The organism is Roseimicrobium gellanilyticum (genome assembly GCF_003315205.1).
GTDB lineage: Bacteria > Verrucomicrobiota > Verrucomicrobiia > Verrucomicrobiales > Verrucomicrobiaceae > Roseimicrobium > Roseimicrobium gellanilyticum.
In genome coordinates, this window is the sequence record NZ_QNRR01000002.1 from 239,553 (window position 1) to 266,117 (window position 26,565).

23 protein-coding genes and 1 tRNA gene are annotated in these 26,565 nt (G+C 59.7%); 9 read left to right on the top strand and 15 right to left on the bottom strand.

All coding sequences use genetic code 11. The features are described 5' to 3' along the window. Window positions 1–8 precede the first annotated feature (8 nt). From DES53_RS06300 to DES53_RS06315, 4 genes are all read left to right on the top strand, one after another. Window positions 9–452: a rhodanese-like domain-containing protein gene (locus DES53_RS06300; protein ID WP_113957388.1), complete on the top strand. Its 444-nt coding sequence runs from the start codon at window positions 9–11 to the stop codon at window positions 450–452. Window positions 453–673: 221 nt separating this feature from the next. Then, the gene (locus DES53_RS06305; RefSeq protein WP_113957389.1) at window positions 674–3,253 is read left to right on the top strand and encodes a DNA gyrase subunit B; all 2,580 of its coding nucleotides are present in this window, start codon (window positions 674–676) and stop codon (window positions 3,251–3,253) included. A gap of 50 nt (window positions 3,254–3,303) precedes the next feature. Continuing rightward, entirely contained in the window at window positions 3,304–6,057 is a 2,754-nt protein-coding gene (gene gyrA / locus DES53_RS06310; RefSeq protein WP_113957390.1) for a DNA gyrase subunit A, read from the top strand. Window positions 6,058–6,181: 124 nt separating this feature from the next. Further along, window positions 6,182–6,544 (top strand): DUF2237 family protein, encoded by a 363-nt coding sequence (locus DES53_RS06315; protein ID WP_113957391.1) that lies wholly within the window; start codon window positions 6,182–6,184, stop codon window positions 6,542–6,544. A 46-nt stretch (window positions 6,545–6,590) separates the two neighbouring features. On the opposite strand, the gene DES53_RS06320 is transcribed toward DES53_RS06315, so the two are convergent. The 3 genes from DES53_RS06320 to DES53_RS06330 all read right to left on the bottom strand — a co-directional run bounded on the left by DES53_RS06320 (window position 6,591) and on the right by DES53_RS06330 (window position 10,507). Beyond that, window positions 6,591–9,245 (bottom strand): tetratricopeptide repeat protein, encoded by a 2,655-nt coding sequence (locus DES53_RS06320; RefSeq protein WP_147263245.1) that lies wholly within the window; start codon window positions 9,243–9,245, stop codon window positions 6,591–6,593. Between the two features lie 144 nt (window positions 9,246–9,389). After that, on the bottom strand, window positions 9,390–9,902 hold the full coding sequence (locus DES53_RS06325; protein ID WP_113957393.1) for a DUF456 domain-containing protein: 513 nt from the start codon (window positions 9,900–9,902) through the stop codon (window positions 9,390–9,392). Then, window positions 9,899–10,507 carry a nitroreductase family protein gene (locus DES53_RS06330; protein ID WP_113957394.1) on the bottom strand — a complete coding sequence of 203 codons (609 nt, stop codon included), beginning with the start codon at window positions 10,505–10,507 and terminating at the stop codon, window positions 9,899–9,901. The genes DES53_RS06325 and DES53_RS06330 overlap by 4 nt, the downstream gene beginning before the upstream one ends. 150 nt (window positions 10,508–10,657) lie before the next feature. Here DES53_RS06330 and DES53_RS06335 point away from each other — a divergent pair, with 150 nt between their 5' ends. Next, window positions 10,658–13,144, top strand: a complete 2,487-nt coding sequence (locus tag DES53_RS06335; RefSeq protein ID WP_170156901.1) for a LamG domain-containing protein — start codon at window positions 10,658–10,660, stop codon at window positions 13,142–13,144. Window positions 13,145–13,354: 210 nt separating this feature from the next. Here DES53_RS06335 and DES53_RS06340 read toward each other — a convergent pair whose 3' ends face one another. Further along, window positions 13,355–13,666, bottom strand: coding sequence for a hypothetical protein (locus DES53_RS06340; protein WP_113957396.1), 312 nt, complete (start codon window positions 13,664–13,666; stop codon window positions 13,355–13,357). Between the two features lie 19 nt (window positions 13,667–13,685). Further along, window positions 13,686–16,349: an ATP-binding protein gene (locus DES53_RS06345; RefSeq protein ID WP_113957397.1), complete on the bottom strand. Its 2,664-nt coding sequence runs from the start codon at window positions 16,347–16,349 to the stop codon at window positions 13,686–13,688. A gap of 223 nt (window positions 16,350–16,572) precedes the next feature. Between DES53_RS06345 and DES53_RS06350 the strand changes: the two genes are divergently transcribed. Both DES53_RS06350 and DES53_RS06355 read left to right on the top strand, forming a co-directional pair. Then, window positions 16,573–17,253 carry an OmpA family protein gene (locus DES53_RS06350; RefSeq protein ID WP_113957398.1) on the top strand — a complete coding sequence of 227 codons (681 nt, stop codon included), beginning with the start codon at window positions 16,573–16,575 and terminating at the stop codon, window positions 17,251–17,253. A gap of 260 nt (window positions 17,254–17,513) precedes the next feature. Further along, a complete protein-coding gene (locus DES53_RS06355) occupies window positions 17,514–17,993 on the top strand; it encodes a redoxin domain-containing protein (RefSeq protein ID WP_113957399.1) in 480 nt (159 codons plus the stop codon). Window positions 17,994–18,111: 118 nt separating this feature from the next. Here the strand turns inward: DES53_RS06355 and DES53_RS32830 are convergent, their stop codons facing one another. The 7 genes from DES53_RS32830 to trpC all read right to left on the bottom strand — a co-directional run bounded on the left by DES53_RS32830 (window position 18,112) and on the right by trpC (window position 22,333). Continuing rightward, a complete protein-coding gene (locus tag DES53_RS32830; RefSeq protein WP_113957400.1) occupies window positions 18,112–18,306 on the bottom strand; it encodes a hypothetical protein in 195 nt (64 codons plus the stop codon). An 83-nt stretch (window positions 18,307–18,389) separates the two neighbouring features. Then, a complete protein-coding gene (locus tag DES53_RS06365; RefSeq protein ID WP_113957401.1) occupies window positions 18,390–18,665 on the bottom strand; it encodes a hypothetical protein in 276 nt (91 codons plus the stop codon). A gap of 310 nt (window positions 18,666–18,975) precedes the next feature. Next, window positions 18,976–19,602, bottom strand: coding sequence for a hypothetical protein (locus tag DES53_RS06370; RefSeq protein WP_147263247.1), 627 nt, complete (start codon window positions 19,600–19,602; stop codon window positions 18,976–18,978). A 57-nt stretch (window positions 19,603–19,659) separates the two neighbouring features. Continuing rightward, entirely contained in the window at window positions 19,660–20,268 is a 609-nt protein-coding gene (locus tag DES53_RS06375; RefSeq protein ID WP_113957403.1) for a hypothetical protein, read from the bottom strand. Between the two features lie 57 nt (window positions 20,269–20,325). Further along, window positions 20,326–20,790 carry a hypothetical protein gene (locus DES53_RS06380; protein ID WP_170156902.1) on the bottom strand — a complete coding sequence of 155 codons (465 nt, stop codon included), beginning with the start codon at window positions 20,788–20,790 and terminating at the stop codon, window positions 20,326–20,328. Window positions 20,791–20,885: 95 nt separating this feature from the next. Beyond that, entirely contained in the window at window positions 20,886–21,476 is a 591-nt protein-coding gene (locus tag DES53_RS06385; protein WP_147263248.1) for a hypothetical protein, read from the bottom strand. A 62-nt stretch (window positions 21,477–21,538) separates the two neighbouring features. Further along, the gene (gene trpC, locus DES53_RS06390) at window positions 21,539–22,333 is read right to left on the bottom strand and encodes an indole-3-glycerol phosphate synthase TrpC (RefSeq protein ID WP_113957406.1); all 795 of its coding nucleotides are present in this window, start codon (window positions 22,331–22,333) and stop codon (window positions 21,539–21,541) included. A gap of 89 nt (window positions 22,334–22,422) precedes the next feature. On the opposite strand from trpC, the gene DES53_RS06395 reads away from it, so the two are divergent. Both DES53_RS06395 and DES53_RS06400 read left to right on the top strand, forming a co-directional pair. Beyond that, window positions 22,423–22,497, top strand: a tRNA-Gly gene (locus DES53_RS06395). Between the two features lie 67 nt (window positions 22,498–22,564). After that, entirely contained in the window at window positions 22,565–23,212 is a 648-nt protein-coding gene (locus DES53_RS06400; RefSeq protein ID WP_147263249.1) for a hypothetical protein, read from the top strand. A 27-nt stretch (window positions 23,213–23,239) separates the two neighbouring features. Here the strand turns inward: DES53_RS06400 and DES53_RS06405 are convergent, their stop codons facing one another. The 3 genes from DES53_RS06405 to DES53_RS06415 all read right to left on the bottom strand — a co-directional run bounded on the left by DES53_RS06405 (window position 23,240) and on the right by DES53_RS06415 (window position 26,556). Next, entirely contained in the window at window positions 23,240–23,656 is a 417-nt protein-coding gene (locus DES53_RS06405) for a polysaccharide biosynthesis/export family protein (RefSeq protein WP_113957408.1), read from the bottom strand. Window positions 23,657–23,732: 76 nt separating this feature from the next. Then, window positions 23,733–24,056 (bottom strand): hypothetical protein, encoded by a 324-nt coding sequence (locus DES53_RS06410; protein WP_113957409.1) that lies wholly within the window; start codon window positions 24,054–24,056, stop codon window positions 23,733–23,735. 73 nt (window positions 24,057–24,129) lie between these two features. Next, window positions 24,130–26,556: a sialidase family protein gene (locus tag DES53_RS06415; RefSeq protein ID WP_113957410.1), complete on the bottom strand. Its 2,427-nt coding sequence runs from the start codon at window positions 26,554–26,556 to the stop codon at window positions 24,130–24,132. Between the last annotated feature and the right edge of the window lie 9 nt (window positions 26,557–26,565).

Below are 26,565 nucleotides of genomic sequence, written 5' to 3' on the forward strand. Positions count from 1 at the left end.
TGACCGTCATGCGTGGCATGCTGGGACAGGCGACTGTAATCCTGCTGGCAGCGATTCTCGCGGCCGCTGGCACGCATTTCCTGCATCCCAAGGCTCCCATATGGTACGCGACCCAGGAGCCGCTCAAGGAGGACGAGGTGACGATGGCGCTGATCCGCGAGCGCTGGCAGGGGGAGGTGCTCTGGGTGGATGCCCGGGTGCGCCAGGAATACGAGTCCGGCCATGTGCCGGAGGCGCTGCTGCTCAATGAGCAGGAGGCTGACCAGCTTCTCTTCGACCATTTCGAGAAGCTGCAGGACAACAAGAAGCCCATCGTGGTGTATTGCGGGTCGGAGGCATGCCAGGCCAGCCGGAAGATAGCAGACTACCTTCGGGAGCGTCTGCCGGGCATGGAAATCTGGGTCCTCAAGGGGGGCTGGAAGGCGTGGCAGGAAGGGCAGGCGAAGGGCTAGTTTTTGGCCACGATTTGGAGGGGTGAAATTGGGTGCGTCCGGAGGCCGGTTTCCCTTCTAAAAATCGGTCAAAATAACTGCGAAATAAGTAGCGCTCGGCCCCCTGCTCGCTACCCTCTAAAACCCCCGTGAAGAGGGGCGGAAAAGTGCCTCCCGATTGGGACCGGCGACCCCGCTCAGACTACGACTCACGGTGGGCTGTTTTCACGCGACCAATTCCCATGCCCGAAGATCAGGATACCCCGGATTCGTTTAATACCAATATCGCGCAAAATCAGGAATACGGCGCCAGTCAGATTCAGCACCTGGAGGGTCTCAAGGCCGTTCGCATGCGACCCGGCATGTACATCGGCGAGACCGATGAGCGCGGCTTGCATCACTGTGTATTTGAGGTGGTGGACAACTCCATCGACGAGCACCTCGCAGGCTTCTGCCAGAATGTGTGGATCACCATCCATACGGACGGCTCCATCAGCGTGGAAGACGACGGTCGCGGCATTCCTGTCGAGATGCACAAGAAGGGCATGCCCACGGTGGAACTCGTGCTCACGAATCTGCATGCGGGCGGCAAGTTCGGCGATGGAGCGTATGAGTTCTCCGGCGGCTTGCACGGCGTCGGCGCGAAGTGCGTGAACGCCCTCTCGGACTGGTTCAAATGCGAGGTGTATCGCGATGGGAAAATCTATGCCATTGGCTTCGAGCGTGGCATCACCACGGAGCCGTTGAAAGTGCTCGGCGACCTTGATGATCCCAAGCACACCGGCACGAAGATTACCTTCTTCCCGGACGCGACCATTTTCACGACGACGACGACCTTTGTCTTTGACCGTTTGCGCACCCGCTTGCGCGAGTTGGCCTTCCTGAACCCAGGCATCACCATCACGCTTACCGATGAGCGTGGCGACACGCCGCGTGCGGAGACCCTGCGCTACGTCGAAGGCGTGAAGCAGTTCGTGAACGAACTCGGTGAGGGGAAAGAAAAGGTGCACCCCGATCCAATCGTCATCGCAGGCCGCCGCGAAGTGACGCTGGATGACAAGAAGAAGTTCATCCTGGTGGACTGCGTGATCCAGTACAACAAGGGGCTCAGTGAGCAGACGTTGTGCTTCGCCAACGCCATCCCAAACCCGGACTTCGGCACGCACTATTCCGGCCTGAAAACCGCGCTTACCAAGGCGGTGAAGGCTTACGTCTCGGCCAATCCGAAGTCCTTCAAGGAAAAGCTGCCCGAGATCGAGGGTGAAGATTGCCGCGAAGGCGTCATCTGCGTGCTGAGCATCAAGCACCCGCATCCGCGCTTCAACTCGCAGACGAAGGTGAAGCTCGTGAACGGCGAAGTGGAAGGCGTGGTGAACTCTGTCGTGTATGAGGGTCTCATGCGCTTCTTTGACGAGAATCCGGATCCGGCGCTGGAGATCGCGAAGAACATCATCATCGCTGCGAAGTCCCGTATCGCAGCGGAGAACGCCCGCAAGGCCATCCGCAAGGACGCGATGAGTTCTGGTGGTCTGCCCGGCAAGCTGGCCGACTGCTCCGAGCGTGATCCTGCGAAGAGTGAGCTGTTCATCGTCGAAGGTGACTCTGCCGGTGGCTCCGCCAAAATGGGCCGCAACCGCCACAATCAGGCCATTCTTCCCCTGCGAGGCAAGCTCATCAACACCGAGAAGGCGCGTCTGGAAAAGGTGCTTCTGAACAAGGAAATCCAGACCATGATCACGGCGATCGGCACCGGAATTGGTGGTTCCACCGATCGCAATCGGGAAAAGGGCGAGGAGGAGATCTCCGGTTACTTCAACATCGACAAGCTGCGCTACCACAAGATCGTCATCATGACCGATGCCGACGTGGATGGCAGCCACATCCGCACGCTGCTGCTGACCTTCTTCTTCCGGCAGATGCCCGAGCTCGTGAAGCGCGGCCACATCTATGTCGCGCAGCCGCCGCTGTATCAGGTCACGCGCAAGAAGCGCGAAGAATATGTGCAGAACGACGAAGAGATGGAGGCCATCCTGCTCGAACTCGGCTCCGGTGAGATCTCCCTGCGCAACGTGTCGGATGACAGGAGAGTGGACTCCGAGCACCTGCGGCAGATTCTTGGTCTGCTTGTGCCTATTGCAAAATTTGCCGATATCATCCGCCGGCACGGTGCGGACTTTGAAACTTACCTGCAGCATCGCAACCCGGCGACGGGTGAACTGCCGCACTACCTGGTGATCATCCGGGAAGGCAACGACGTTCGCGTCGAGTACCTCCTCGACCGCGATGCGCTCTCCACCTACGCCCACGCGAACCTGGACCTCCATCTCTTTGGCAAGCCCGAAGCGGAAGGCTCGAACGGCTCGAACGGATCGACACCCAAGCAGTCGCGCCGCGCCCGTCTCATCGATGTGCACGAGGCCCATGGCATGAAGGCCCGCTTCAAACAGCTCGATGAGCTCGGCTTGCACGTGGATCACTTCAGCAGTCAGGACATCCCGCTTTTCGAAGTCATCGAAGGCGACGGTGAGAATGCGAAGGTGCACCCCGTCTTCAGCATCCCCGGCATCCTCGACAAGGTCATGGAAATCGGCAAACGCGGCATGGAGATCAAACGCTTCAAGGGTCTCGGCGAAATGAACGCCAAGCAGCTCTTCGAAACGACCATGGATCCGAACAAGCGTACGCTGCTTCAGGTCAAGCTCGACGAATCCAACGCGCACGAGGCGGAGCGTATCTTTACGATTCTCATGGGCGACGTCGTGGAGCCTCGCAAACACTTCATCGAAGAGAATGCGCTGAACGTGCGCAATCTGGATGTGTGAGTGTTCATGTATAGACGCCTGCCTGGCCCAACCGTTCTCCGTTTCCTTTGATGCAAGATTCCAACGTCCGTCCCATCTCCGTCGCAGACGAGGTCAAGACCTCGTTCCTCGACTACTCCATGTCCGTCATCATCTCGCGTGCGCTGCCGGACGTGCGCGACGGGTTGAAGCCCAGCCAGCGTCGCATTCTCTACGCGATGCATGAGCTCTCGCTCTACCCGCCGAAGAAGCACATGAAGTGCGCCAAGATCGCGGGTGACACCTCGGGTAACTACCACCCGCACGGTGAAGCGGTCATTTATCCCACACTCGTCCACATGGGGCAGGAGTGGGCCATGCGCGAAACCTTGATCCACCCGCAGGGGAACTTCGGCTCTGTAGAAGGCGATCCTCCGGCGGCCATGCGATATACCGAGGCGCGCATGACGCACCTGGGCGGCTCGCTCATGCAGGACATGGACAAGGACACGGTGGACTTCGTGCCCAACTACGATGAGCGCCTCACCGAGCCCACCGTTTTCCCTGCCGCATTCCCCAATCTCCTCGTCAATGGTGGCACCGGCATCGCGGTCGGCATGGCCACGAACATGCCTCCGCACAACCTCGTCGAGGTGGTCAGTGCTGTCTGCGCCCAGATCGATAATCCGGAAATCACCTTGGCCGAGTTGATGACGCACATCAAGGGGCCGGACTTCCCCACGGGCTGCACCATCTTGGGGACCTCGGGCATCCGCGAGTACATGGAGACTGGGCACGGCAGCGTCCGTATCCGTGGCAAGGCCGAGATCGTCCAGAACGGCAATCGCGAGCAGATCGTGATCACCGAGATTCCCTTCAATGTGAACCGGGCCGATTTGGAGAAGAAGATCGCCGAGCTCGCGAACGAAAAGATCATCCCCGAGATCGCCGGCATCCGCAACGAGTCGGATGAAAACTCGCGCCTCGTGGTGGATCTGAAGAAGGACGCGCGCGCGCAGGTGGTGCTTAACAACCTTTACAAGCACACTGAGCTCGAGTCGTCCTTCAGCGTGCACATGCTCGCGATCGATGGCAACCGTCCTCGTGTCTTCGGCATCAAGGATGCCATCGGCTGCTACATCGAGCACCGTCGTGAGGTGGTCATTCGCCGCACGAAGTTCCTCCTCGGCAAAGCCGAAGTGCAGGCCGAGAAGCTCGAAGCCTTTCTCCTCGCGCTCGGTCACCTCGATGACTTCATCAAGATCATCCGCGACAGCCGCAACCGCGACGAAGCACGCGCGAATCTGAAGGCCTACACCTTCTCCATCCCCACCGCCGAGCACCTTGGCATTCTCATTCGCAGCCAGCCGAGCATCCAGGGAGATCGCTACGTCTTCACGGACAAGCAGGTGGATGACATCCTCGAACTCCGCCTCTACCAGCTCACGGGCCTGGAGCGCGACAAGGTGAAAGCCGAGTACGACGAGATCCTCGCGACCATCAAGGACCTGCTTGAGATTCTCGCCAACGAGATTCGCGTGCTCACCATCATCAAGGACGAGCTGCGTGTCATCTCCGGTAAATACGGCAGCGAGCGTCTCACGAGCATTCAGGCAGTCGAGGGTGAGATCCAGAACATCGATCTCATTCCCAATGATCCTGCGGTGGTCACGATGACGCACTTCGGATCCATCAAGCGCACCAATACCCGAGAGTACACCTTGCAGGGTCGCGGAGGCAAGGGGCTCCGTGGCATGGAGACCCGTCAGTCCGCGGATGAGGAGGACAAGTCCGACTTCGTGGAGCACCTCTTCAGCGCACATCTGCATGACTTCCTGCTCTTCTTTACCAACACGGGACGCATGTTCGTGGAGCGCGTGCATGCGATTCCGGAAATGGCCCGCACCGGCAAGGGGCGCAGCATCAAGAACCTGCTCGACCTTCGTCCAGAGGAGAAGATTGCCGCGGTGCTTACGCTGCAGGCGGTAGGCGCGGAAGATGAGGCTATGTGGGCGCCGGACAAGTATGTGCTCTTCGCTACCAAGGACGGTACCGTGAAGAAGACCGCGCTGGAAGAATTCAAGAACTACCGCAAGGGTGGCATCATCGCGCTCAAGATCGACGAGGGCAATGAACTCATCGACGTGGTGCTCACGGATGGCAGCAATGAAATCTGCCTTGTGACCCGCGAAGGCATGTGTCTGCGATGCAGTGAAGCGGCTGGCACTTATCAAGCACTGATCGTGGATTCGGAAACCGGCGAACTGAAGGAAACTTCGGCGTCTTCCTCTGGCATTCGTGCCATGGGGCGCGGTGCGGCTGGGGTTACAGGCATCCGCCCTGAGGAAGGCGACTATGTGGTCGCCCTCACGGTGGTGGATCACAGTGCGCAGCTCCTCGTGGTGAGCGAACGAGGCTTGGGCAAGCGCACCCCGTTTGCCGAGTACCGGCCTACCAACCGTGGCGGCAAGGGCGTGACTACCATGAATGTCACGGAGAAGACCGGTAAGGTCATCACGGCCATGGCGGTGCACGACTCCGACGAACTCATGCTCATGACCAGCAAGGGCCAGAGCGTCCGCATCAAGGTGGGTGGGGAGAAGGGGATTCGCGAGACGGGCCGCAATGCCCAGGGCGTGAAGCTCATGAACCTCAACGAGGGAGAGACGATTCAGGACGTGGCCAAGGTCATGACGGACACCGAGGTGGAAGGCGAAAATGCTGAAGACTCCGGTGCAGTTTCCCCGGGTGCTGAGCTGCCTGCCGACGAGGCTTCCGCCTCCGGCGCTGCCAGCGAAACCGAAGCTTCACAGGGCGAGCCGCCAGCTTCCGAGGATTCGGAATAGCCTCCGGCGGACAAATCGTGTAGTCTCGGGGACGAAAAAACGTCCCCGGGAACGCCTTGTGCTTTGTGAAGTGGGTGGTCCGGCGGACGGAAACATTCAACCCCTGTCCGCACCCCCAACGGTCATGCCCACGAATGTCCTCGGCACGGAGCTGCAATGCTGCTGCATGAAACCCCGCACCGGCTACTACCGGGATGGCTACTGCCGCACTGGCGTGGAGGACTCTGGGCTGCACACGGTTTGTGCCCTGATGACGGACGAGTTCCTCAGTTTCGCCCGCACCCGGGGGAATGATCTCGTGACGCCGATGCCGGACTGGGGCTTCCCGGGTTTGAGGGCAGGGGACAAATGGTGTCTCTGTGTGCTGCGTTGGAAGGAGGCGCTGGATGCCGGTTGCGCGCCACCCGTGTTTCTGGAGGCGACCCAGATGTCCGCGCTGGAGTTTGTGACTCTTGAGGATTTGCGCGAACACGCGTTGCCGAAGTAACCGGGGATATCCCTGTCCTGCTTCTTCGCGGCACCGTGTGTCTACTTCACTTCACACTCACCGCGGTGAGATCCTGCACGGTCTCTCCGGCTTCGACCTTTGCGATGCGCTTGGTGATTTCATCATCACTCAGGCCCATGCGCTTGAGATCTGCGTGATAGTTCTTTCGTGCCAGATCCAGATTGGGGTGCGGCTGCTTGGTCTCTCGCGAGACAGCCGCGAGCACTTCCAGCACACGACGATAGACAGGCTCTGCCTCGCTGTGGCGACCGGACAGGAAGAGCACGCCGGCCAGATTGCTCAGTGTCTCTGCCACGGACGGATCGCGAGTGGACATGCTCTTCTCCTGGATGGCGAGTGCTTCGCGGAACACGGTCTCCGCATCGGTGTAGCGGCCGAGGCTGCGCAGGGCTCCACCCACATTGCTCAGTTCCACAAACAGGCCGGGATCATCCGGGGGAAGATTGCGCTTCGCGATTTCCAACGCGCGTCGGTACTGCTCGAGCGCCTCCTCCTTGTTCCCGGAGTCGCGAAGGATTCCTGCGAGGCTTCTCACGCCGATAAATACCCGGAAGTCATCCGGGCCGAATCTCTTCTCCAGAATGGACAGGGCGCGGCGGTAGAGGGGCTCGGCATCGGTAAAGCGGCTGTATTCGGTCAGTGCCAGCGCGAGGTCGGACAGTGCGCGTGCTGTCTCCGGATTGTCCGGACCATACTTCCGCTCGCTCGCACTTACGATGCGCCGATGCAGGTTGAGAGATTCATCCTTGTTTCCGGAGGCCTTCAAGGCTCTCGCCAGGATCTTCATGTCCCGCAGGGCGAGGGGATGTTCTTCGCCGAGTGCGCTCACATCAATGCTCACAGCCTCGTGTGCGAAGGACTCAGGCTCGGCTGAGTTCGGATGATCGCTCAAGGCAATGGCGAGACTGATCATCGCAGTCGCTGTGGCAGGATGTCTTTCGCCGAAAGCCTGCGTGCAGATGTCCAGCGCGCGGCGGCAGAGTTCCACGTCCCGGTGATCATTCGGTGATTGGGAGGAAATGGCGGCCAAGCGCATGAGGTCCCGCGCCACGCGAGGGTGCGTGGGCGTGAAGCGCTGCTCATTGATGGTCTGGGCACGCTGGCACAGTCGCAAGCCCTGCGCCTGCCGGCCGGAGTCTGCGAGCATGGTCGCCAGGCACCCGAGCACCCGCGCTACTTCCGGGCTGTCTGGACCATGGAGCTGCTCCTGCATCACCACAGCGCGGCGGAAGGCATCCTCTGCGCCATCGCGTTTTCCTTCAAAGCACAGCGCTTCGCCGATGGCCACGGTGGCCATGGCCAGTGCATGTTGATTCTTGGCGGAGTCAGTTTCCAGGAGCTTGCATGCCTTCAGCAGATGATCCTCTGCGGTGCCTGTCTGCCCGCGTGCCACCTCGAGAGACGCCATGGCCTGCAGGGCGCGGGCGTGGATCTGCGGCTCTGTCTGCGGATGGGTGTCAATGTGTATCAGGATATCGGTAAGTCGCTGGGATGCTTCCTCCCACTGGGCGAGGTTTGTCATGACCACGGCCACGATCAGGGATGAGTGCAGCCATGCATCCGGACTCAGCGTGCGGTCGATCTTACCCAGAGCGGTTTTGTAGGAGGCCAGTGCCGCCGTATGCTCGCTGGCCAGGTATTGAAGGTGCGCCTTCAGCAGCAGGGCAGAGGGAAGGACCTCTGCATTCTTGGGAGGAGCATCCTCAATCTGGACGGGTTCGCTGTCCGCCTCAGGTTGGGAAAAGAGGGCGGATGCCGCGGTGAACTTTCCGACAGTGAGGGCTGCGAGTGCTTTGTCTCTGGCTGAGCTGTCCGTCGAGGCATCGACGGCATTGGCGAAACGCTGCAATTCCAGTTTCGCCTCAATGGTTGTCAGCCCCTGGCGCTGGGCGACTTCATCGAGTGCGACCTCCAGCTTGGTGATGGGGTCTTGCTGCTCGGAGGGAAGGCCGGCGATGACTGCTGCGGCAGCCACGTCCGCGATCATTTTGCGAGCGTGCTCCATTGAGGCGGCATCGAGCACAGGTGGCGAGTGCGAGACTGCGGGCGGAACGGTGGTCTGGACCGCTTTGTTGAAATCCGGCCGCTGGGCGACGAAGAAGTAGGCGGCGCCTACCACGGAGATGAGAAACAGCGGAGCGAAGACAAGCCAGGTAGATGCTGAACGGGCCTTCTTCGAAGCGGCAGTCGCGTGGCTCATGCGAATCCGGCTCGCAAGTGCTTCGAGGGACCATTGCAGATCGCCCGGATCATGCACGGTATCCATGGAGGACATGCCCTCGGTGAGCATCTCGCGATGCTGTGCCTGGAGGGAGCAAGCCTCCTCATCCTCCGGCTTGTGCAGGTCGAAAGGGAAATCCTGTGCGAGTACGATGGAGTAACACGGGATGTGGAGATCTGATGCCAGATGATACTCCATCTGCGCATAGGACCGGCGCACGGCGCCCTCCGGCACGGCATTGGGCTCGGCGCCGAAGCTGGCACCTGCGATGTGCACCATGGCATGGCATCCGCGCAGGCGCGTACGCATCGCGTGGCGGACCGGGCTCCAGCCGGTGGCGTCACGAATTTCGTAGTCCACCACTTGCAGACCTTCCGCCTCAAGGATGGCCCGCGCGGCCATGCGGTGCGTGCGGAGATCTGCCTGTGCGGCGCTCAGATAGATGACAGGCGCTGCCATGCTCAAGAACTAGTCCTTCATTTGGGCTCTGCTGACGACGGGAAAATGATTCAAAGCGAGGAGATGACGAGGTGTGAATCGCGGCGAAGAGAGGGCAAGGCGGTCCCGACATCGGGGTACCGTGGGTTGGCCTGTGCGTGCGAATTACCAGAACACATCCAACACAAACACGGCGATCATGGCAAGACTGATCCCCACGCGTGCGGCAAGTCCCACCGTGGTGCCCACCACGCTGCCCCAGGTTGCTTTCACAGCCGGGCCCATTTCCTTCCGCGCAAGCAGCAATTCCGCGACAAGCCCGCCGATGATGGGTCCGATGATCAATCCGATGAAGCCAAAGAACAGGCCCACAACGCCGCCGATGAGCACGCCAGCGACACCCCACTTGCTGCCCCCAAACCATTTTGTGCCCATCGCACCGCTGAAAAAGTCCACGGCATAGGCCACAATCAACATCACGGTGAGGGCCGCGATGCTCCACCAGGAGATGCCCGTTTCCGGACGGAGAAACTTGTGCGCGATCGCCGCCACGAAGATGATGAAGGGGCCGGGTAGCAGGGGCAGCACCGTCCCCGCCAACCCCACGATCAACAAAGTGATGGTAAGCGACCACACGCCCCACAAGGACCAATCAACGCTCCGCAACCATTCCATCATGACTGGTGCCAGGTGATTTTTTCAGTCACCGGCTTCCGGTTTGCTTTGGGTGGTGTGAAGCCCGCCTTTGGCCAGCCGAGGTAGAAGAGACCCAGACAGCGATCCTCCGTGCCCAGCCCAAGCCATTCGACGAACTGGCGCGTGTACACGAGCGGTGGGGAGGACCAGTAGCCCGCGAGGCCTGCAGACGTGACACTGAGTGCGAGATTCTGCACCGCACATGCCACGGCCTCAATCTCCTCGAGCTCTGGAATCTTCACGCCGCCACGGCGGGCCATGCCGAGCACGATCACCGCGCCAGCCAGCATCGGGTTCTCGGACATCTTGCGCATCTTGTCCTCGCGGAACTCGGCTTCCGGGGTGGTTTCCCGGTACAGCCGTGCCATGGTTTCCGCGAGCGTCCGCTTGCCTTCTCCGGTGAAAATGTGAAAGCGCCAGGGTTCGGTCAGCCCATGGGTTGGGGCGTGATTGGCATTTTCCAGCAACTCCAGGATGAGGGCGCTGTCCACTTCGCGGGTGGAATCCATGTCGAACGGCTTGATGGATCGCCGGTGGCGAATGACTTCGGTGATGATGGCTTGTGTATCGTTTCCCACAGTCTGCATGTGTTCTGTGCGGTGAGGTAGGGTGTCAAGTTTACGTGCCTTGTGAGTTCAGCGGACGTGCTGGTCCAGTGGAATGAAATCGTTGACGCCATGGATACAATAATTAATATAAGTTAATTAATGGCGATTTCATTGATTGCCCGACTGTCCATGGCTTGCCTGACCGCATCAGGCGCTCTGGCGCTGGTGGCATCCCGCGACGCCCCTGCACCCGCGACTGGGCGAGGCGAGCCTCCATCTCTCGATGCCCCTGCGATGCAGGATCTGGCAAGGATGGGAGATGGATTCCTGGTATGGGAGCGCAAGGTGGAAGGTACCTGGCAGATCTGGACGAGGTCCCTCGACGGACTCACCGCGGAGCGGCGTCTGATTCCTGAAGAAGAGGGGAAGGACCACTTCTGTCCGAAGATCTCTCCCGATGGCAATCGCCTGGCTTACATGAGCTATGTGCGCGGAAGCTCGCCCACGGATCCTGTGGAGGGTTCTCTGTGGGTCATGGATCTGCGAACCCAGGAGCGCAAGCTGCTGGCGGCACGTGCCCGCAGCTATCAAGGGGATCGCGCGGTGTTGTGGATGGATGCGAAGACGCTGTGCCATATCGATGAGCGTGGGCATAGCATCGAGCTGAACGTGGAGACTGGCGCACGTCATCAACTGACCACCAAGGCACGCTCGAAGCATGGCTGGCTGGTGAACGCACAACGCACTCACGCCACCAGTGGTGACGCGGAGTTTTCTCCCTTTGATGGCAGGAGCGGAGAGGTGCGCACGCTGCCGAAGCACAGCGGCTGCCAGCCGTACTTCAGCGCGGATGGAAGGTGGGGCTTCTGGATGGGGGGCTCTGGCGGTCCGCTGAACAAGATGCATCTGCCGACCCGGCGCGTGGAACCGGTGCTGGCGCACAATGACCCGCGCCTGCCGGCAGAACGCAACTATGTGTACTTCCCCATGCTGTCGCCGTGCCAGCGTCTGATGGCGTTTGCGGCATCGTCAGATGATCATGACCACTATGAGTCGAACTATGACATCTTCGTGATTCGAGTCGATCGCGAGACCTTGGATCCGATTGGCACAGCGGTGAGATACACCACATCATTGGGCAATGATCGGTATCCAGATGTGTATTGTGGAGAAACCGTGCTGGGCAGCTACTATGTGGAGGCTCCGGCGCGCATCGGGCTGAAATCACCCGGCGGTCAAGCGTGTGTGTGGTACGTGGATGGAAAGGAGGTGGGGCGAGGCGATGCTCTGGAGCAGGAGTTTTCCAAGGCGGGCGAGTACTGGATTGAGGCCCGCGACTTGAATGCTGGGACCGCGCTGGGGAGGGGATTCGTCCACGCGCGGGATGCCTCTGCCCCCAAGATGACTCTGGTGCGCAGGAACGGAGAGAGGGAGCTGGCTTTGACTTTTGATCAGCCGGTGTCTCTCGAACACGCCACGGCAACCGCGGAAGATGGCAGGACGATGCCGCTCGGAGCGCTGCAGGCAGAGGAGTATGTCTTGATGCTGCCACTAACGGGGGCTTTGACATCGGGAGGCCGCATCACGTTGGAGGGGGTGCGTGATACTGCACAACGGCCCAACGTGATGCCCAGAACGCACTTCACCGTACCTACGCAGGGGTGGCCACAATCGCGCGCGGGTCTTGTGTATGCATGGGAACAACGTGACGCTCCACCTCTGCAACTGGCAAACGCAATGCCAGTGCGGAGCGGCAAGGCCTTCTGGAATTTGCGCGGGGGCATGGACGTCCGAGGTGGTACCTATGAGCTGCCGGAGGTGGGTGCGGCCATGCTCCGTGAATGCGGCAAGAGTAGGGCTTTCACGCTGGAGGCCATCATCACCCCCATGGTGCCTCCGTATGATCGTGAAGCGCGGCCAGTGCTTTCTCTGGAAGATTCGAACGGAAACGTGAAGCTGGCAATTTTGCAACGTCGCAGCGATTGGAGTCTCTGGCTCGCCACGGAGGACAATCCACGCGGCACCTCCATTGAGCAGGAGTTGCTGCCACTACGCACCGGCCAGCCGCATCATGTGGTCGTGTCTTACGAGCAGGGGCGCTTGCAGGTGTATCTCAATGGCATGGCCATGTCCGTGCGTCCGGAGCTTCACGGCGCGCTGAAATTTGATGCAGACAAGGGCGTGCTGCGCATCGGGGTGTGCTCCAAACTCGAAGCGCGCTGGCAGGGCATGGTGGATCAACTCGCCATCTACCATCGGGTTCTCACCGCGGATGAAGCGGTGGCGCACGCAGACTACGCGGTACCCAAGCTGGAAGCGCAGAAGCAGGCGCGTACCAGGAAGGTGGTGGCAAAGCGGGTGCAATCCTCGCGTCTCCCTTCGCTTGTGGAGGTGGCGCCGTATCGCGAGGCGCTGGTGCAGCATCTTTATGAAGTGCTGCCCAAGGACAACGATGACCGGGATCAGGATTTCCCGGTGGGCAGCCGTATCGCAGTGACGCAGTGGGTCTGGGTGAAGGGTGAAGCTGCCGCCGCACCCAAGCCGGATGAAGAAGGCGTGTATCGCTTGTTCGTCCAACCTGCGGAGGCGCATCGTGAGATTCAACCGCTGGTGATCAGGAGCGACCTGCCGGCTGATGCGCCGGTGGAATCGTGGCTGGAAGTCTCGAACTGGTGATGCAGCGCGCGTTCTAGAGCGGTTTAAGTTACAGTGTAGCCATTTTCGTATTGGCGCGCGCCACACCAACCGCGACCAGCGGTCGCAGCCACAGCCACGGCCTGAACCATCCGCCACGGCAGTAAGTCTTGGTACTACTGTGGCTGCGACCGCTGGTCGCGGTGCGACAAGTCACCCCTGATCGAAGGCCACGATTTTGTCTAAACCGCCCTAGTGCCCTTGCTTGGTCCGCTCGATCTGTGGCACAAACCGGTCCGCTGGAAGTCGCAGCTTGAAGTGCTCATTGACGATGACCACCACCTGCCCTTTGCCGTCCTTCAGGCGCTCCCGTCCCCGATAGTGCACGGATTTTTCCTCCGGCCATGCACCTGCCTTCTCCGCCTCGTGATTGAGAGCGGAGGCCATGGCTTCGGCCTCGCCGTAGTCACTCCACTCATCAAGCGTTCTCCCTCCAAACCATCCTGTGATCAGGGAACAGAACCCCATGCACAGCAGGAGGAGCAGGACGTCGCGTGTCTTCATGGCTTTGGGAGCAGCCTTGCTATGAGGTAGCTGATGTGCCCCTGCCAATGGCAAGGGCAGTGGCCGCTTCGAGGCTGAGCATGCGGCCTTCTCGCTTGGCCGCCTCAATCGCGGGCCCTGCAAAGTCTTGGGCAGTGGAAAGAATCACGCGGATCGCTGGATGGTCGGCTGCCTGTGGCACGAGTCCGCTGCGGGTGCGTTGGGCCTCAGCAGCACCGTAGAGTTTGGCGGCATGCTCATATTGTTTTTCCGCGACTGCGAGCACCGCAAAGGCCTCCAAAGGATAAGAAGCACCCCAGCGGTTGCCGAGATCGAGGCCTACCTGCAGGCATTCGGAGAGATAGCTGTGCGCCACAGTGAACTTGCCCAGTGCAGCCGCATTCACTCCCACAGACCAGGCCATGATGATGCTTTGCCAGGTGTCTCCTTCCGCCCGGTAGAAGGCGTGATTGGCCTCATCGATATCGAAGGCTTTCTGGAAATCTCCTTCGCCTGCAGCAATGACACCCCAGATGTGCTGGATGTGAGCGGTGAGTCTCTTGTCACCCAGCGGAGCCGCAAGAGTGGTTGCCTCTTCCAGAAGGGTGCGGGCCCGTGGGACCAGGCCCTTATCCAGATCGAGGAAGGCGATGTCCGCAAGGGCTCGGGCCGTGCCTGCCGCATCGCCGAGCTCGCGGAAGATGCTCAGCGCTTCCTCCTGGTAGGCGACACAGGCAGCCAGATCATCCGCCACCCATGCAAGACGACCGGCTGCAGCAAGTGCTTGGGCGCGTATGATGTCTCTCGTGGCGGCATCCGGCTTGCCAAGCAGCAGGATGAAGGCATCGCGCGCCTCTTTGAAAAGGCCGCGTACTTCCACAAACCGTTGCGTGACGGTGAGCATGCGCAGACCCTTGGAGGTTTGTCCGGGAAGCTCCGCCGCAGCCTCCAATGCGTAGCGGAGGTTGAACTCTTCCTCCTCCACAATGGCGAGCCACTCGCGCTGCTTGGGTCCGCGAATCTTCGGCGCGGCCTGCTCGGCGAAACGCAGGAAGTGGTCCAGGTGGCGGATGCGATAGGTCTCTGCCTCGCCCGCCGCGATCAGTTTTTCATTCGAATAGTCCCAGATGGACTCGAGGATGAAATAGCGGGCTCCCTGGTCAGAGGGTTTCTCCACATAGACCAGGGACTTGTCCACGAGCTGCGAGAGGAGATCCACGATCTCGAACTTCTCCAGTCCCTCGCCCTCGCACACACTCTCGATGGCCTCCAAGGTGCGGCCTCTTGCGAAGACGGAAAGGCGGCGGAAGAGACGGCGCTCTGGCTCGGAGAGCAGATCATGACTCCAGTCGATGAGGGAGCGGAGTGTCTGCTGACGGGGCACTGCATTGCGGCTGCCGGTGGTGAGAAGATGAAAGCGGTCGTCGAGGCGCTCCACAATCTGCTCCAGCGAGAGCACACGGATGCGGGCGGCGGCGAGCTCGATGGCGAGAGGAATGCCGTCGAGTCTCCAGCAGATTTGCGTCACGAGATGCACGTTCTCATTCGTGAGTTCAAACGCAGGACGGGCGAGGGAGGCACGCTCGGTGAAGAGGCGCACGGCCTCATACTCACCCAGGCGGATGATGGCATCCGGGCTGGCGGTGATCTCGCGCCAGTGATCGGGAAGCGTCAGCGGAGGCACGGGCCACGCGGTTTCACCGGCGATGCTCATGGGCTCACGGCTGCTGGCGAGGATGTGGAGTCTGGGGCAGGCGCGCAGCAGTGTCTCCGCGAGGCGGGCGCACGCGGCTACCACGTGCTCGCAATTGTCCAGAATGAGCAGGGTGTTCTTGTCCTTGAGATACTGGGCGAGCGTGCTGGTGAGGGGGCGGTCGGATTCCTGACGAAGATTGAAGACCGCCGCCACGGTTTCCGGCACGAGCGAGGCTTCGTCAATGGTGGCGAACTCGACGAACCACACACCGTCCGGGTAGGTGTCCAGCACATCGGCCGCAGCTTGCAGTGAGAGGCGCGTCTTGCCTGTGCCTCCCATGCCGGTGAGCGTGAGCAGGCGGGTATTCCCCAGCAGGCGGATGACCTCGGCCATTTCACGCTCGCGACCGATGAAGCTCGTGAGCTGCACGGGCAGATTGTTTGCCACGCTCTCCAGGGAGCGCAGGCCGGCAAACTCCGAGGGCAGATCCGGAGCCACAAGCTGGTAGAGATGCTCAGCACGGGCGAGGTCCTTCAGCCGATGCTCGCCCATGTGACGGAGCTGCACGCCTGCAGGCAGATGGTCACGTACCAGCTCCTGTGTCGGTAGCGACACCAGCACCTGGCCACCATGTGCGGTGGAAAGGATGCGTGCCACGCGATTCAAGGTCTGGCCAAAATAGTCACCATCGCGATCTTCGGCCGCGCCGGTGTGCAGAGCCATGCGCACGCGGAGTTCCCCGATTGCCCCCCAATCTGCAGAGCGGATGGCGCGCTGGCTTTCCAGGGCGCCAGCCAGCGCATCTTGTGCGGTATCGAACGCGACACAGAAGGCATCGCCGATGGTCTTGAAGACATACCCTCCGCAGGATTCGAAGACCTGGCGCAGCAGGTGATCATGGGAGGCCAGGGCCACACGCATGGCATCGGGCTGCTTCTCCCATTTCTTGGTGCTGCCCTCGATGTCGCTGAAGAGGAAAGTGATGGTGCCTGTCGGCGGGACAATCATGGGGGAATGTGTGTCAGACGCGAACCATCTCAATGACGAAATGAGTCCGCCTGCAAGTGACATGCGTGTGGAAGCCGGGTCTGGATTCGGTGCGGGCAGGCGCGCACATACGAGTGGATGCGGGGCGGGGATCGATTCCCGGGGAGCAGTCTCACCTGCGTGCTCGCGCTGGTCATCCGGTGTGGGACGGAGCACTGCGCCCAAACCCCTGACCTGAATCGCCATGAAGCTTTCCATTCTCCTGCTGCCAGTGGTAACGCTGGCCCAGATGACCGTGTTCGCCCAGAACAATCCGCCCGTGGAAATCGTGCCTCCTTCTCCCCGGACGAAGGTGGTCGTGGACGACATACCGCCCGCCCAACCTCTGAACAAGGTGGTGGTGCGCGAGCGTCTTTCCATTGCGCCGAAGGCGGTGGTCACCGTCGCGCCTTCGACGGTGACAACGCCTCCGGTCGCAACAACGACCACCACGACCGTAACCACAACTCCCGCGCCGACACGTGTGTATGATGTGGAAAGGCAGGTGGTCGTGGTGAAGGACCGCGAGCTGCCCTATGTGACGGTACCGGTTCTCTTTGTCGTGGAGACGGCGCAATTGCTGAATGACGAGTCCCGCGTCGCCCTGGAAGCCACAGCGAACGGCATCATGGAAGTCGCCAAGACGAATCCCAACGCCAGATTCGACATCGAGGGACACACCAGCACGGAGGGCACGGATGAGTTCAATATGTCCCTCTCTGCCGCGCGTGCGCAGCGTGTGCTCGATGAGCTGATCAAGACCTATGGTGTGCCCTCAGAGCTGCTGAGCGCACACGGCTACGGAGAAAACTATCCCAAGTTCCCCAACGGCACTGAGTCACAGCTTCAACTCGACCGCCGCGTGCTGGTGGTGAGGACCCAGTAGCAGGGCGGCAAGCCCGCCAAGCTCGCGATTTTGCCCACAAAGCCGGATCCATGGATCCGGCTTTTGTGGTTACATACTCCATCCGGAGCCCTGTGTGCGGTATGATGGAACTTTTGGGAAGTATGACATCCTTTACCGAGGGGAGCCTTGCCATGCAAAGTGCGTTGACGGATGGCCCGTTCCCTCCACAGTCGGCAGTCTGCGCGGCGACTCCGCTGCGCCAGTGACCTCATTCATCTTAACTGTAACAGCAACATCCCATGGCCCTTTCCATCGGCACTTCCGCCCCTGACTTCACCCTCAAGTCCAAGAGCTCCGGCGAGATCAAGGACGTGACCCTCAGTGCGAACTACGGCAAGAAGAACACCGTGCTTCTTTTCTTCCCGCTCGCCTTCACCGGCGTGTGTACGGCAGAGTTTTGCGACATCACCGCTGGTCTTGGCCAGTTCAGCAGCCTGAATGCTGATGTCATCGGCATCAGCGTGGACAGCCCCTTCGCGCAGGAAGCCTGGGCGAAGCAGGAGCGCATCACCATCACGCTGGTGAGCGACCTGAACAAGGCCACCATCAAGGCCTATGACGTCGTGTTCCCCAATCTGGCCGGCATCGGTGACACTGCCGCGCGCGCTGCCTTCGTGGTCGACAAGAATGGCGTGATTCAGTACGCCGAGCAGACTGCTACTCCGAAGGACCTGCCGGATTTCGAAGCCGTGAAGGCCGCGCTCGCGAAGCTGGGCTGAGGCTGACGAACAGCGAGCAAAGGTCAACGATCAACAGTTGACGAAGCAATCACGCAAGGGCGGGTTCCGAAAGGGACTCGCCTTTGTGTTTCTGAGAGGTCCCTACCTCATCAGCGGTTCAGCAGGCTTCGGTGTCGGCCACTGGTTTTACGTGAATGAGGAGCGGGAGATGCAGTTTCCCGCCTTTGACCTCCATGAAATCTTCCACCGCGAGCATGATAGCTGCTGGTAATTCCGAACATTGGTCCACGAAGCCCGGTTCACGCAACAGATCACCGTCATCATTGCGAATGGTGAATTCAACACGTTTCATGCGATTGAATCGCACCGTGGAGGCTCGCCATCTGTGCCGTCTTATTGACGCGGTCGCATTTCGAATTGTCGGCGCAAACTCCCTTACGGTCCCCAGCTCTTCACGTTGTCCTTCCACGTACTGAAGTCACCATCCGGTCCCGCAGAATAGATGAGGGCAGAAGCCGTGATCTTTGCGTTGGGATGTTCTGGGTCGGCAATTTCTTTGTCACCATCGTAGTCCAAGATGACGACGTAGCCCTTGGTACCCCAGACATCCACCAGCCCAGGCTCCGGGCTGTAGCCACCGCCCTTCTTTTTGGCTGGTGGGGGCTCATAAAAGCCAGTCCCACGGGGATTCTTCGAAGTGTCCGTTCCCATCAAGATGGCAATGATGGCTCGTCCTTGTTCGCTGGTGGTATCATAGCCAGCAGCATTGTCTGTCCAGGGTGGAGGAGATTCAAAAGAGGGCAGGCGGTTGTATGAAGACCGTGCTTCTCAAGGGCATGAAGGATACAAACACGTACAGTGTAATTCCAAGCACCAACGCTGCGATGAAGCCCGTAGATAGGCCTCCTTTTCCCGGAGGTGGTGGCTGCGGCTTTGGCGTGGGTGATTCATTTTGTTCGCTCACGGGCTGAAGAAAGTTTGCTGCGGCAGAGTGGATTGCGCAGGAGAATAGGAGGCCCGCTCACTGTTCCAACAGCCCCCAGCTCTTCACGTTGTCATCCCAGGTGTCGTACGCGAGATCGGGGCCGGCTGAGTAGATGATCACTGGCGCAGGGATGGTGGCTCCAGGGTGCTCTGGGTTGGGAATGCTGCCGTCTCCATCCCAATCGAAGTGCAGGTGATACATCTTGCCGAAGGGATCCAGCAGTTCGAACTCGCCTGCGTCATTGGTGATGAGACGGCCCTTGCCGGTGGTGTAGGCGGGTGGGGGCTCATAGAATCCAAAGTCGTTGGGAGTATGCCTGCCCATGATGATCTTGAGCAGCAGCCCCCGGCTCTCCACGATCTTCTTTTCATCGGTCTCCGCGAGGTCCGGGAGTTTGTTGTACTGGGCCTGATAGGCGGTGATGGCGACTTCAAGGTCCATGATTGCGACCTTGGTCTGTGCGCTGCTGGCTTTCGCCTTGACTCTCTGGAAGGCAGGAATGGCCAGTGAGGCCAGTACGGCCACGATGATCAACACGAGCAGACCCACGACGCCTACCACCAGCCCAATGATGCAGCCAATCGACATCCCCTTGCCAGTGGACGGAACGGGCGGCGGAGCCGGCGAGAGTGGTGGTGGAGTTGAGGATGATGTATCACTCATGCAGTGATTGCACCATGAGCACGTGAAATGGAGCAAGAGAATAACGGATCACGGCGCCTATGGCCCCCAGCTCTTCACGTTGTCCTTCCAGGTGGTGTAGTCCCCATCGGCGCCAGCAGAATAGATGATGACCGGTCCGGGAAGAGAGGCGCCGGAATGCTCTGGATCCGGGATGCTGCCATCACCATTCCAGTCGAAATGCATGCGGAAGCGATTGCCAAAGAGATCACGCAACTCGACTCCGCTCGATGTGGTGAAGCTGCCTCCGGGACCTTTTGGAGGAGGAAGCTCGAAAAATCCAATTTGGCGCGGGTTTTGGTCGGTATTCTTTCCCGTTAGCGTATCGAGCACGAGGCCCTCTGATTCCATGAAAGCCCCTTCGTTGGAGGTACCCAGATTGGGGAGTCTGCTGTATTCGTTCACGTAGCCTTTGACGGCAATCTCAAGCCCCTTCGCAGTGGCCTTTACCTGAAGGCTGCGGGCCTTGTCCAGCACCTTTCGACCGACGGGAATGGCTATGGCCACGAGCATGGCTACCAGGACGAGGCCAACGAGCCCAACAATCAACCCAATGATGCAGCCGGTGGACATGCCTTTCTTGGCAGGTGGTACGGGCCAGGGAGGCGGAGCAGGCTGCGGTGGGGGAGCGTTGGAAGGATCACTCATGCACCGATTCCACCATAGAGGTGTGGAACACGGCAAGAGAATAAGGACTCAGCATGATCAGCGCTCCTCGTTTTCCCAACTGGTGAAATTGTCCTCCCATGTGGAGTAGTCACCATCCGGTCCGGCCGAGTACACGATCACGGAGCCAAGAATTTCCTTTCCGGGTTCCCTGGGGTTGGGAATGTGTTTGTCGCCGTTCCAATCAAAATGCAGGCGGTAGCGGTTGCCCTTGAGATCCCGCACGTCGGTTTCATCGGTGGGTGCGGACTCTGCTCTTCCGTCCCCAAACTTGTCCCGGGTGGGACGATGCATGGATTCATAGAAGGGAATCATGCGTGGGTTCAACTGCTCGTCCCTGCCCGCGAGCATCTTCATCAGCAGACCTGTGGATTCGACGAATTTGGTCTCGTCCGTAGCGCCGAGTTCGGGGAGTTTGTTGTATTCAGTTTGGTAACCTTTGATGGCCATCTCGAGCAATTTCACTTCCTCCCGCTCAATGGGACGCTGGGTCGTCCGCATCATGCTTGGGAGATACAAGGAGATGACGACAACGAGCATGATGACCACGGATACAATGATCCAGGCGCGTGCAGAAATTATACGGGATTTTTCGGCGGTCATTTCCAGCTCGTGATGTTGTCAGCCCAGGTGCTGAAGTCGCGGTCAGGTCCGGCGGAGTATACCAGTACTACAGCGGAGATTGATTTTCCTGGATGCTCGGGATCATCCACCTTGCCGTCACTATTCCAATCAAACTGCAGGCGATAGACATGGTTCCAGGGATCGAGTGCAGTGGAGCCGCTGACTTTCTTTCGTTTGCCATCTGCTTGTGTGGTCCCTTCGAAGAAGATCACCTGCCGGGGATTGAGCCGGAGGTCGAGGCCGAGGAGGATCTCCATGAGTTTTCCCTCGGAGGCCAGCGCCTTTGTCTCGTCTGTATGGATGGTCTGTAGCGGCAGGCGGTTGTATTCAGTCCTATAGGCCAGGGTGGCATTTGCCAGGTTCTTCACGTCGGCTTTGGCCTGATCGATCGTAGTGACCGGCTTTGATTTGGGTTCCTCTTGTGAAAACCCTTCTGGAGGAAAGCAGAGAAGAGAGAAGAAGACCGCAACACTACAGAGGGCGTGTCTTCCGGGCTGGTCCCGGAAGAGAGTGCGTGCATTCCGTGCCATACCCGTCATCGCACCACGGACGATGGATTTCGGCAAGGATATAGTGGAATCGAATTTTGGGTGGCGAGATGAGGAGCTGCTTCAGCAGCTCTTCAATGTCACTTCTCCACAATCACCCGCTCAACACGCAGGGCACGGGCCATGTCCATGGGCCGCTCGTGGCGCATGAGGGTCTCGCCCACCAGCAGCGCATCAGCGCCGGCATCGGCGAGGCGTTGGGCATCTTCCACGGACTTGATGCCACTTTCACTCACGAGCACCACGTCATCGGGCACTTCCTCCACGAGAGCTTCCGTGGTGGCGAGGTCGACGGTGAAGGACTTCAGGTTGCGATTGTTGATGCCGAGGATGCGCACATTCGTGGCCAGGGCGCGCTCGAGCTCGGGGAGGTCATGCACTTCCATGAGCACATCGAGCTGGAAGGTGTGGGCGACTTCGAGCAGGTGCTCGAGCTGATCCTGCTTCAGTGCGGCCACGATGAGGAGGATGGCATCCGCACCCGCGACCACGGCCTCAAAGATCTGGGCCTCATGAATGATGAAGTCCTTTCTCAGCACCGGTATGCTGACCTCATTCCGGATGGTGGTCATGTATTCCAGCTTCCCTTGGAAGTACTTTTCATCGGTCAGGACAGAGAGGGCATTGGCGCCGCCCTTTTCATAGGTCCGGGCAATGGTGAGGTAGTCAAAGTCGGGCTGGATGACCCCTGCGGAGGGGGAGGCCTTTTTCACCTCGGCAATGAGGCCCATGTGGCCGGGGTCGGCGCGGAGAGCGTCGTAGAGCGAGCGGAAATCATTGCGTCCAGCGGCGGCAGCACGGAGTTTCTCCATGCGGGGCAAAAGGCGCTGCACTTCGGTATGTTTGTGGGCGATGATTTCGTCGAGCTTGTTCATTGAGAGGGAGAAAGAATAACAAAGAAAATGCGACTTTCGACTTGAAACATTCACGTAATTCGCCATTATCACCGTCCGCACTAAACAATGCGGGTGTAGCTCAGTGGTAGAGCACTTCCTTGCCAAGGAAGATGTCGCGCGTTCGAATCGCGTCACCCGCTCCAGTTTCGATAAAGAAAGTGCCCCGGGAACAAAGTTGACTGGGTGTAGGCCGTGGACAAAATAGGTTCCATGAGTCGTGTACAGGAGTCTGTAGGATATACCGGAAAATATCGAAACAGGGTTTCGAGCCGTTATGATGGGCAATCTGAGGCCGCAGGTGTGACCCGTCTGGCGATTTTCCTTGTGGTGGTGGGGCTCGTGGGGCCGGTGATTCCCCAATTCGGCTTTGTCATGTGGATTGTGGGCTGGGCCATCTGCCTCGTGTTGTTCATTGCGTCCATCATCATGATGGCCAAGGGGGCTCCCTTGAAAGGCTGTGTGGCGATGTTGTTCTCGCTGATTGTCCTGCCTCTCTGGATTGTGTTTGCGCCCGTGGCTGTGCTGATGGCTACGGATGCCCGAGGGTGGAAGCAGGTGTTTCTGGATGAAGTGAAGAAGCAGCAAGAAGCACTCGGTGCCCAAGTGTCTTCAGATTCCGCGGCAGGTTCCGGGGAAACGAACGGAAATCCGCTGCTTGGCGCTGGGTCAGAGCCGGGTGGCCTCGAAACTATCACCTCGAAAGATGGCAGGACGATTCGCGGAACGATTGAAGCCTACGACGCGACGGGCGTGCGGATGAAGCGTGAAGATGGCCAAGTCGTGAATGTGACCTTCGATCTGATGAGCCCCGGAGATATGCAGAAGTACCGCGACCGGTACAACAGCCGCGGGCAGTAGCCCATTAGACGCAGGCAGTGGCCGGTGTCAGTTCTGACCACCGGGCGGCTTCTTTACCTTCCCGGGCTGAAGTTCCTCGGGCTCGACCAGGGCGATGATGACGGTGGCGGGTTTGAAATGGTGTTTTTCCAGGAGAAGCTTGCACTTCTCGGCAAGCTTCTTGGGCGTGAGTCCCTCAGCTTTGACGAGACCGAGGTAGGGAAACTGAACGTCGCCAGCGGCTGGCTGCGTAGTCTGTACCTGGATCCATTTGGTCTTGGAGTTGTCCTCCTTGATGGTGACAGAAAGCATGTCTCCTTTTTTCAGGACGCTCAAATCGTCCAGCAACGTCATCGGATCTTGGGACACTGCTGGTTGGACCTTTGAGTCATCTGCTTCCACAGGAGTCCACGTCGTGATGATGATGCCCAGGCATGCTGCGAAGGCCAACGAGTTCGTTTTCATTGGAAGGGCATGCTAGGGTAAGGCCGCGACGCGCAGCAAGAAGTTTCTCCACTGCGCCTTGGCCACTGTGTTCGCCTCAGGACGCATCTTCACCATGAATCACCACGGCCTTTGCCGGATCCACGCGGACGGACCAGAGGCGGTCATTGACCGGGATGAATCCGCAAAGAGTCAGGGTGTCGCGGTAGGGGGTAAGTGCCGCGAGACGAGCCTTCAAGAGGGCTGTGTGCTCAGGGCCGCGGGCTGCGAGACCGATTTGCTCCTGAATGAAGTCCAGATAGTCCTGATCAAAAGTACTCCGTGATACGAAATCGAGCGAGACTGCAGCTTCCCGTACCTCCACAGGGAGAGTGTCCGCCGCCTGCACGGCCCTGACGAAGATGGTCAGGTCATCGTTCACGAGTTGAGCAGGGGAAAGCGGAGGGGAATCATCAATGTGGGAGGCAATAACCGAAGCGAGGAAGAAAGGTTTTTCAATCTTTCTCAGCTTTCTTGCCTTTTGCTGCTTCGTCCGCCTGCTCCATGAGTTGTGGCTCGCGGGTCTCCCGCACTCCGCCGCCATGGTCGGCGAGTCGGTTGATGATCTGCTTGAGCCGGCTGCCTTCGTTCACAAGCTTGCCTGCCACAATGTCGGCCTCGGTGATCCTGGCGAAGAGAATCTCCTGTTCGTCCTTGGTGTACCGCCCGCAGTCGTAGGTGATGTAGAGGAAGCCATTCGTACCTTCCGTGCCATCTGGATAGCTCACGGATTGGCGGTCATCGAGCAGCAGCTTGTGCGGCCAGGTCTTGCCTTCATCCTCAGAAAGCATGGCGGTGAGGCGGCTGCGCCCCTTGGGGACGTCATTCACCACCAGCAGCCAGTTTCCGGACTTCAGCCTGGTGAAAAAAAAGCGCGTATTCACGCCCCGCTCCGTGGTGAAGGGTTTGTCATTCACCCAGGTGGCACCGTTGTCGAAGGACTCGGTCTGCGCAATGCCGTAGCTGGTGCGCACGAGGGCGATGAGACTGCCATCTTTGCGCTGCACGACTTGATGCTCGGAGAAGACGCCGTCCTTGATGCGTGCCTTGGAGAGTGGAGTGAAGCTCGCTCCCTGATCGCGCGAGACATAGAAGAGGGTGCGCTCGGGATCCTTGGAGTTGAAGTTGTCGATGGGGCGAATCCAGTCGCCATTGGCCAGCACGGTAGGTTTGTTCAAGCCGACGCCGAATCCGGCGAAGACAGGTGGGTGAAACTGGGGTGAGGCACTTTCCGCATCGATCATGCGAAATCCCCAGAGGGAACGAATGCCGTTGGGATCCTTGATGCGCATGTTGCGGTACACGAACCACCAGAGTTGTCCCTTGGGATCCACCCAGAGATGAGGGTCGCCAGTGTTGCCGCTGAAGAACAGGCTGGCGTCATATACGGCAACCGGGTTCGTCCAGGTCTTGCCATCATCATCACTGGTGACAAGCACGGCGTGGTTGCCCTCACTGCCCTCCGCGAGGGGGCCGGTGTACCACGTGGCCCAGAGACGGCCGTTGGGGCTGCGCTCGATTCCGGGAATGCCCTGCCACATGCGCAGGCGCGGCCAGTAGCGCGGACTGGGATGGGTGTTGAGCACCGGTGGCGTGAGCGTGGTGACGCCGAAGGTCTCGGGAGAGGGAACAGCGGCAGAGGTGGTCGCGGGCTTGGTTGGAGCAGGGGCCTTCTTCTCCGGTTCTTTCTTCTTTGGTGAGATGGCGGTGGATTGGTTCACCAACACGCGCAGGCGCGTGGTCTCGGAGGGCTTGGCTGCGGCGACATCCTTTTCGGTGAAGACGGCCATCAGGATCTGTTTTGCCTCAGTGCGCTCGAAGTCATAGATGATGCGAATCACGCCGTCCTTGTCCTGCACGCCATCAGGGTAGGATACACCCTTGCGCTCATCGAGCATGAGACCGCCCGTCCAGGTGATGCCGTCATCATCACTGAGAAACGCGGCGAGGTGTGAGCGCGTTTTCATGTCGGGTGGGTTGTGCCGTACGAGGAGCAGTTTCCCCGAGTTCAGTCGGCGGATGAAGAAGCGCGAATTCACATGCGGGATCTTTGAGGGTGCTCCCGGAGTCCAGGTTTTGCCGCCGTCCGTGGAGGTGCTCTCCGCGATGCCGAGCTTCGTGCGGATGAGCATCCAGAGGCTGCCGTCCTTGCGCTCCACGACCATGTGCTCGTCGAAGATATTTTCCGGAGCGCGTGTCTTGCCGAGGAAGGCGAAGGTGTGGCCCTTGTTTCGTGAAATCACCACCTGTGCGCCGCTTTCCTCCGGAAGGTTGTGGCGATGCTCTTCGCGGGTGCGCTTGTCTGCGGTCATGGCCCACATGGAGATGGGCAGGAGCCACTCGCCGTTGCTGCGCACGGTGGGCTTGTTCATCATGATGCCGTTGCACAGACGCTGCGGCTCGGACCATTCAGGACTCTCGTCACCGGAGTTCTCGGTGACCATGGCCCACGTGCCGGAGCGCCCGTCCCACCAGTGGCTGGATTGTGCCCAGAAGAGCCAGAGCCGTCCTTGCGGATCCTGCCACAGGGCAGGGTCATAGGCTCGTACATCGCCGGGAGGATCGATGACCAGTTTGGGGCCTGACCACGTCTTGCCGTCATCGCTGCTGGTCACGAGCACCACGTAGTTGCCCTTGCCTTCCCCAGGCTCATCAGGTCCGCCTGCGTACCACAGAGCCCACAGGCGTCCATTGGTGGAGCGCTCCATGCCGGGAATGCCCTGGAAGATGCGGGTGTGGTCCCCATACTCCGGTCCCGGGGAAAAGTTTACTTTCACTGGCGTGAGGGCATCGTGAGGATCTGCGGCGGAAGCCAGGGAAGCGCAGCTCAACAGCGCAAACGCGCAGGCGGCGAGTTTATTCATGAAGGCGTGAGTATTCATGATGAGGTG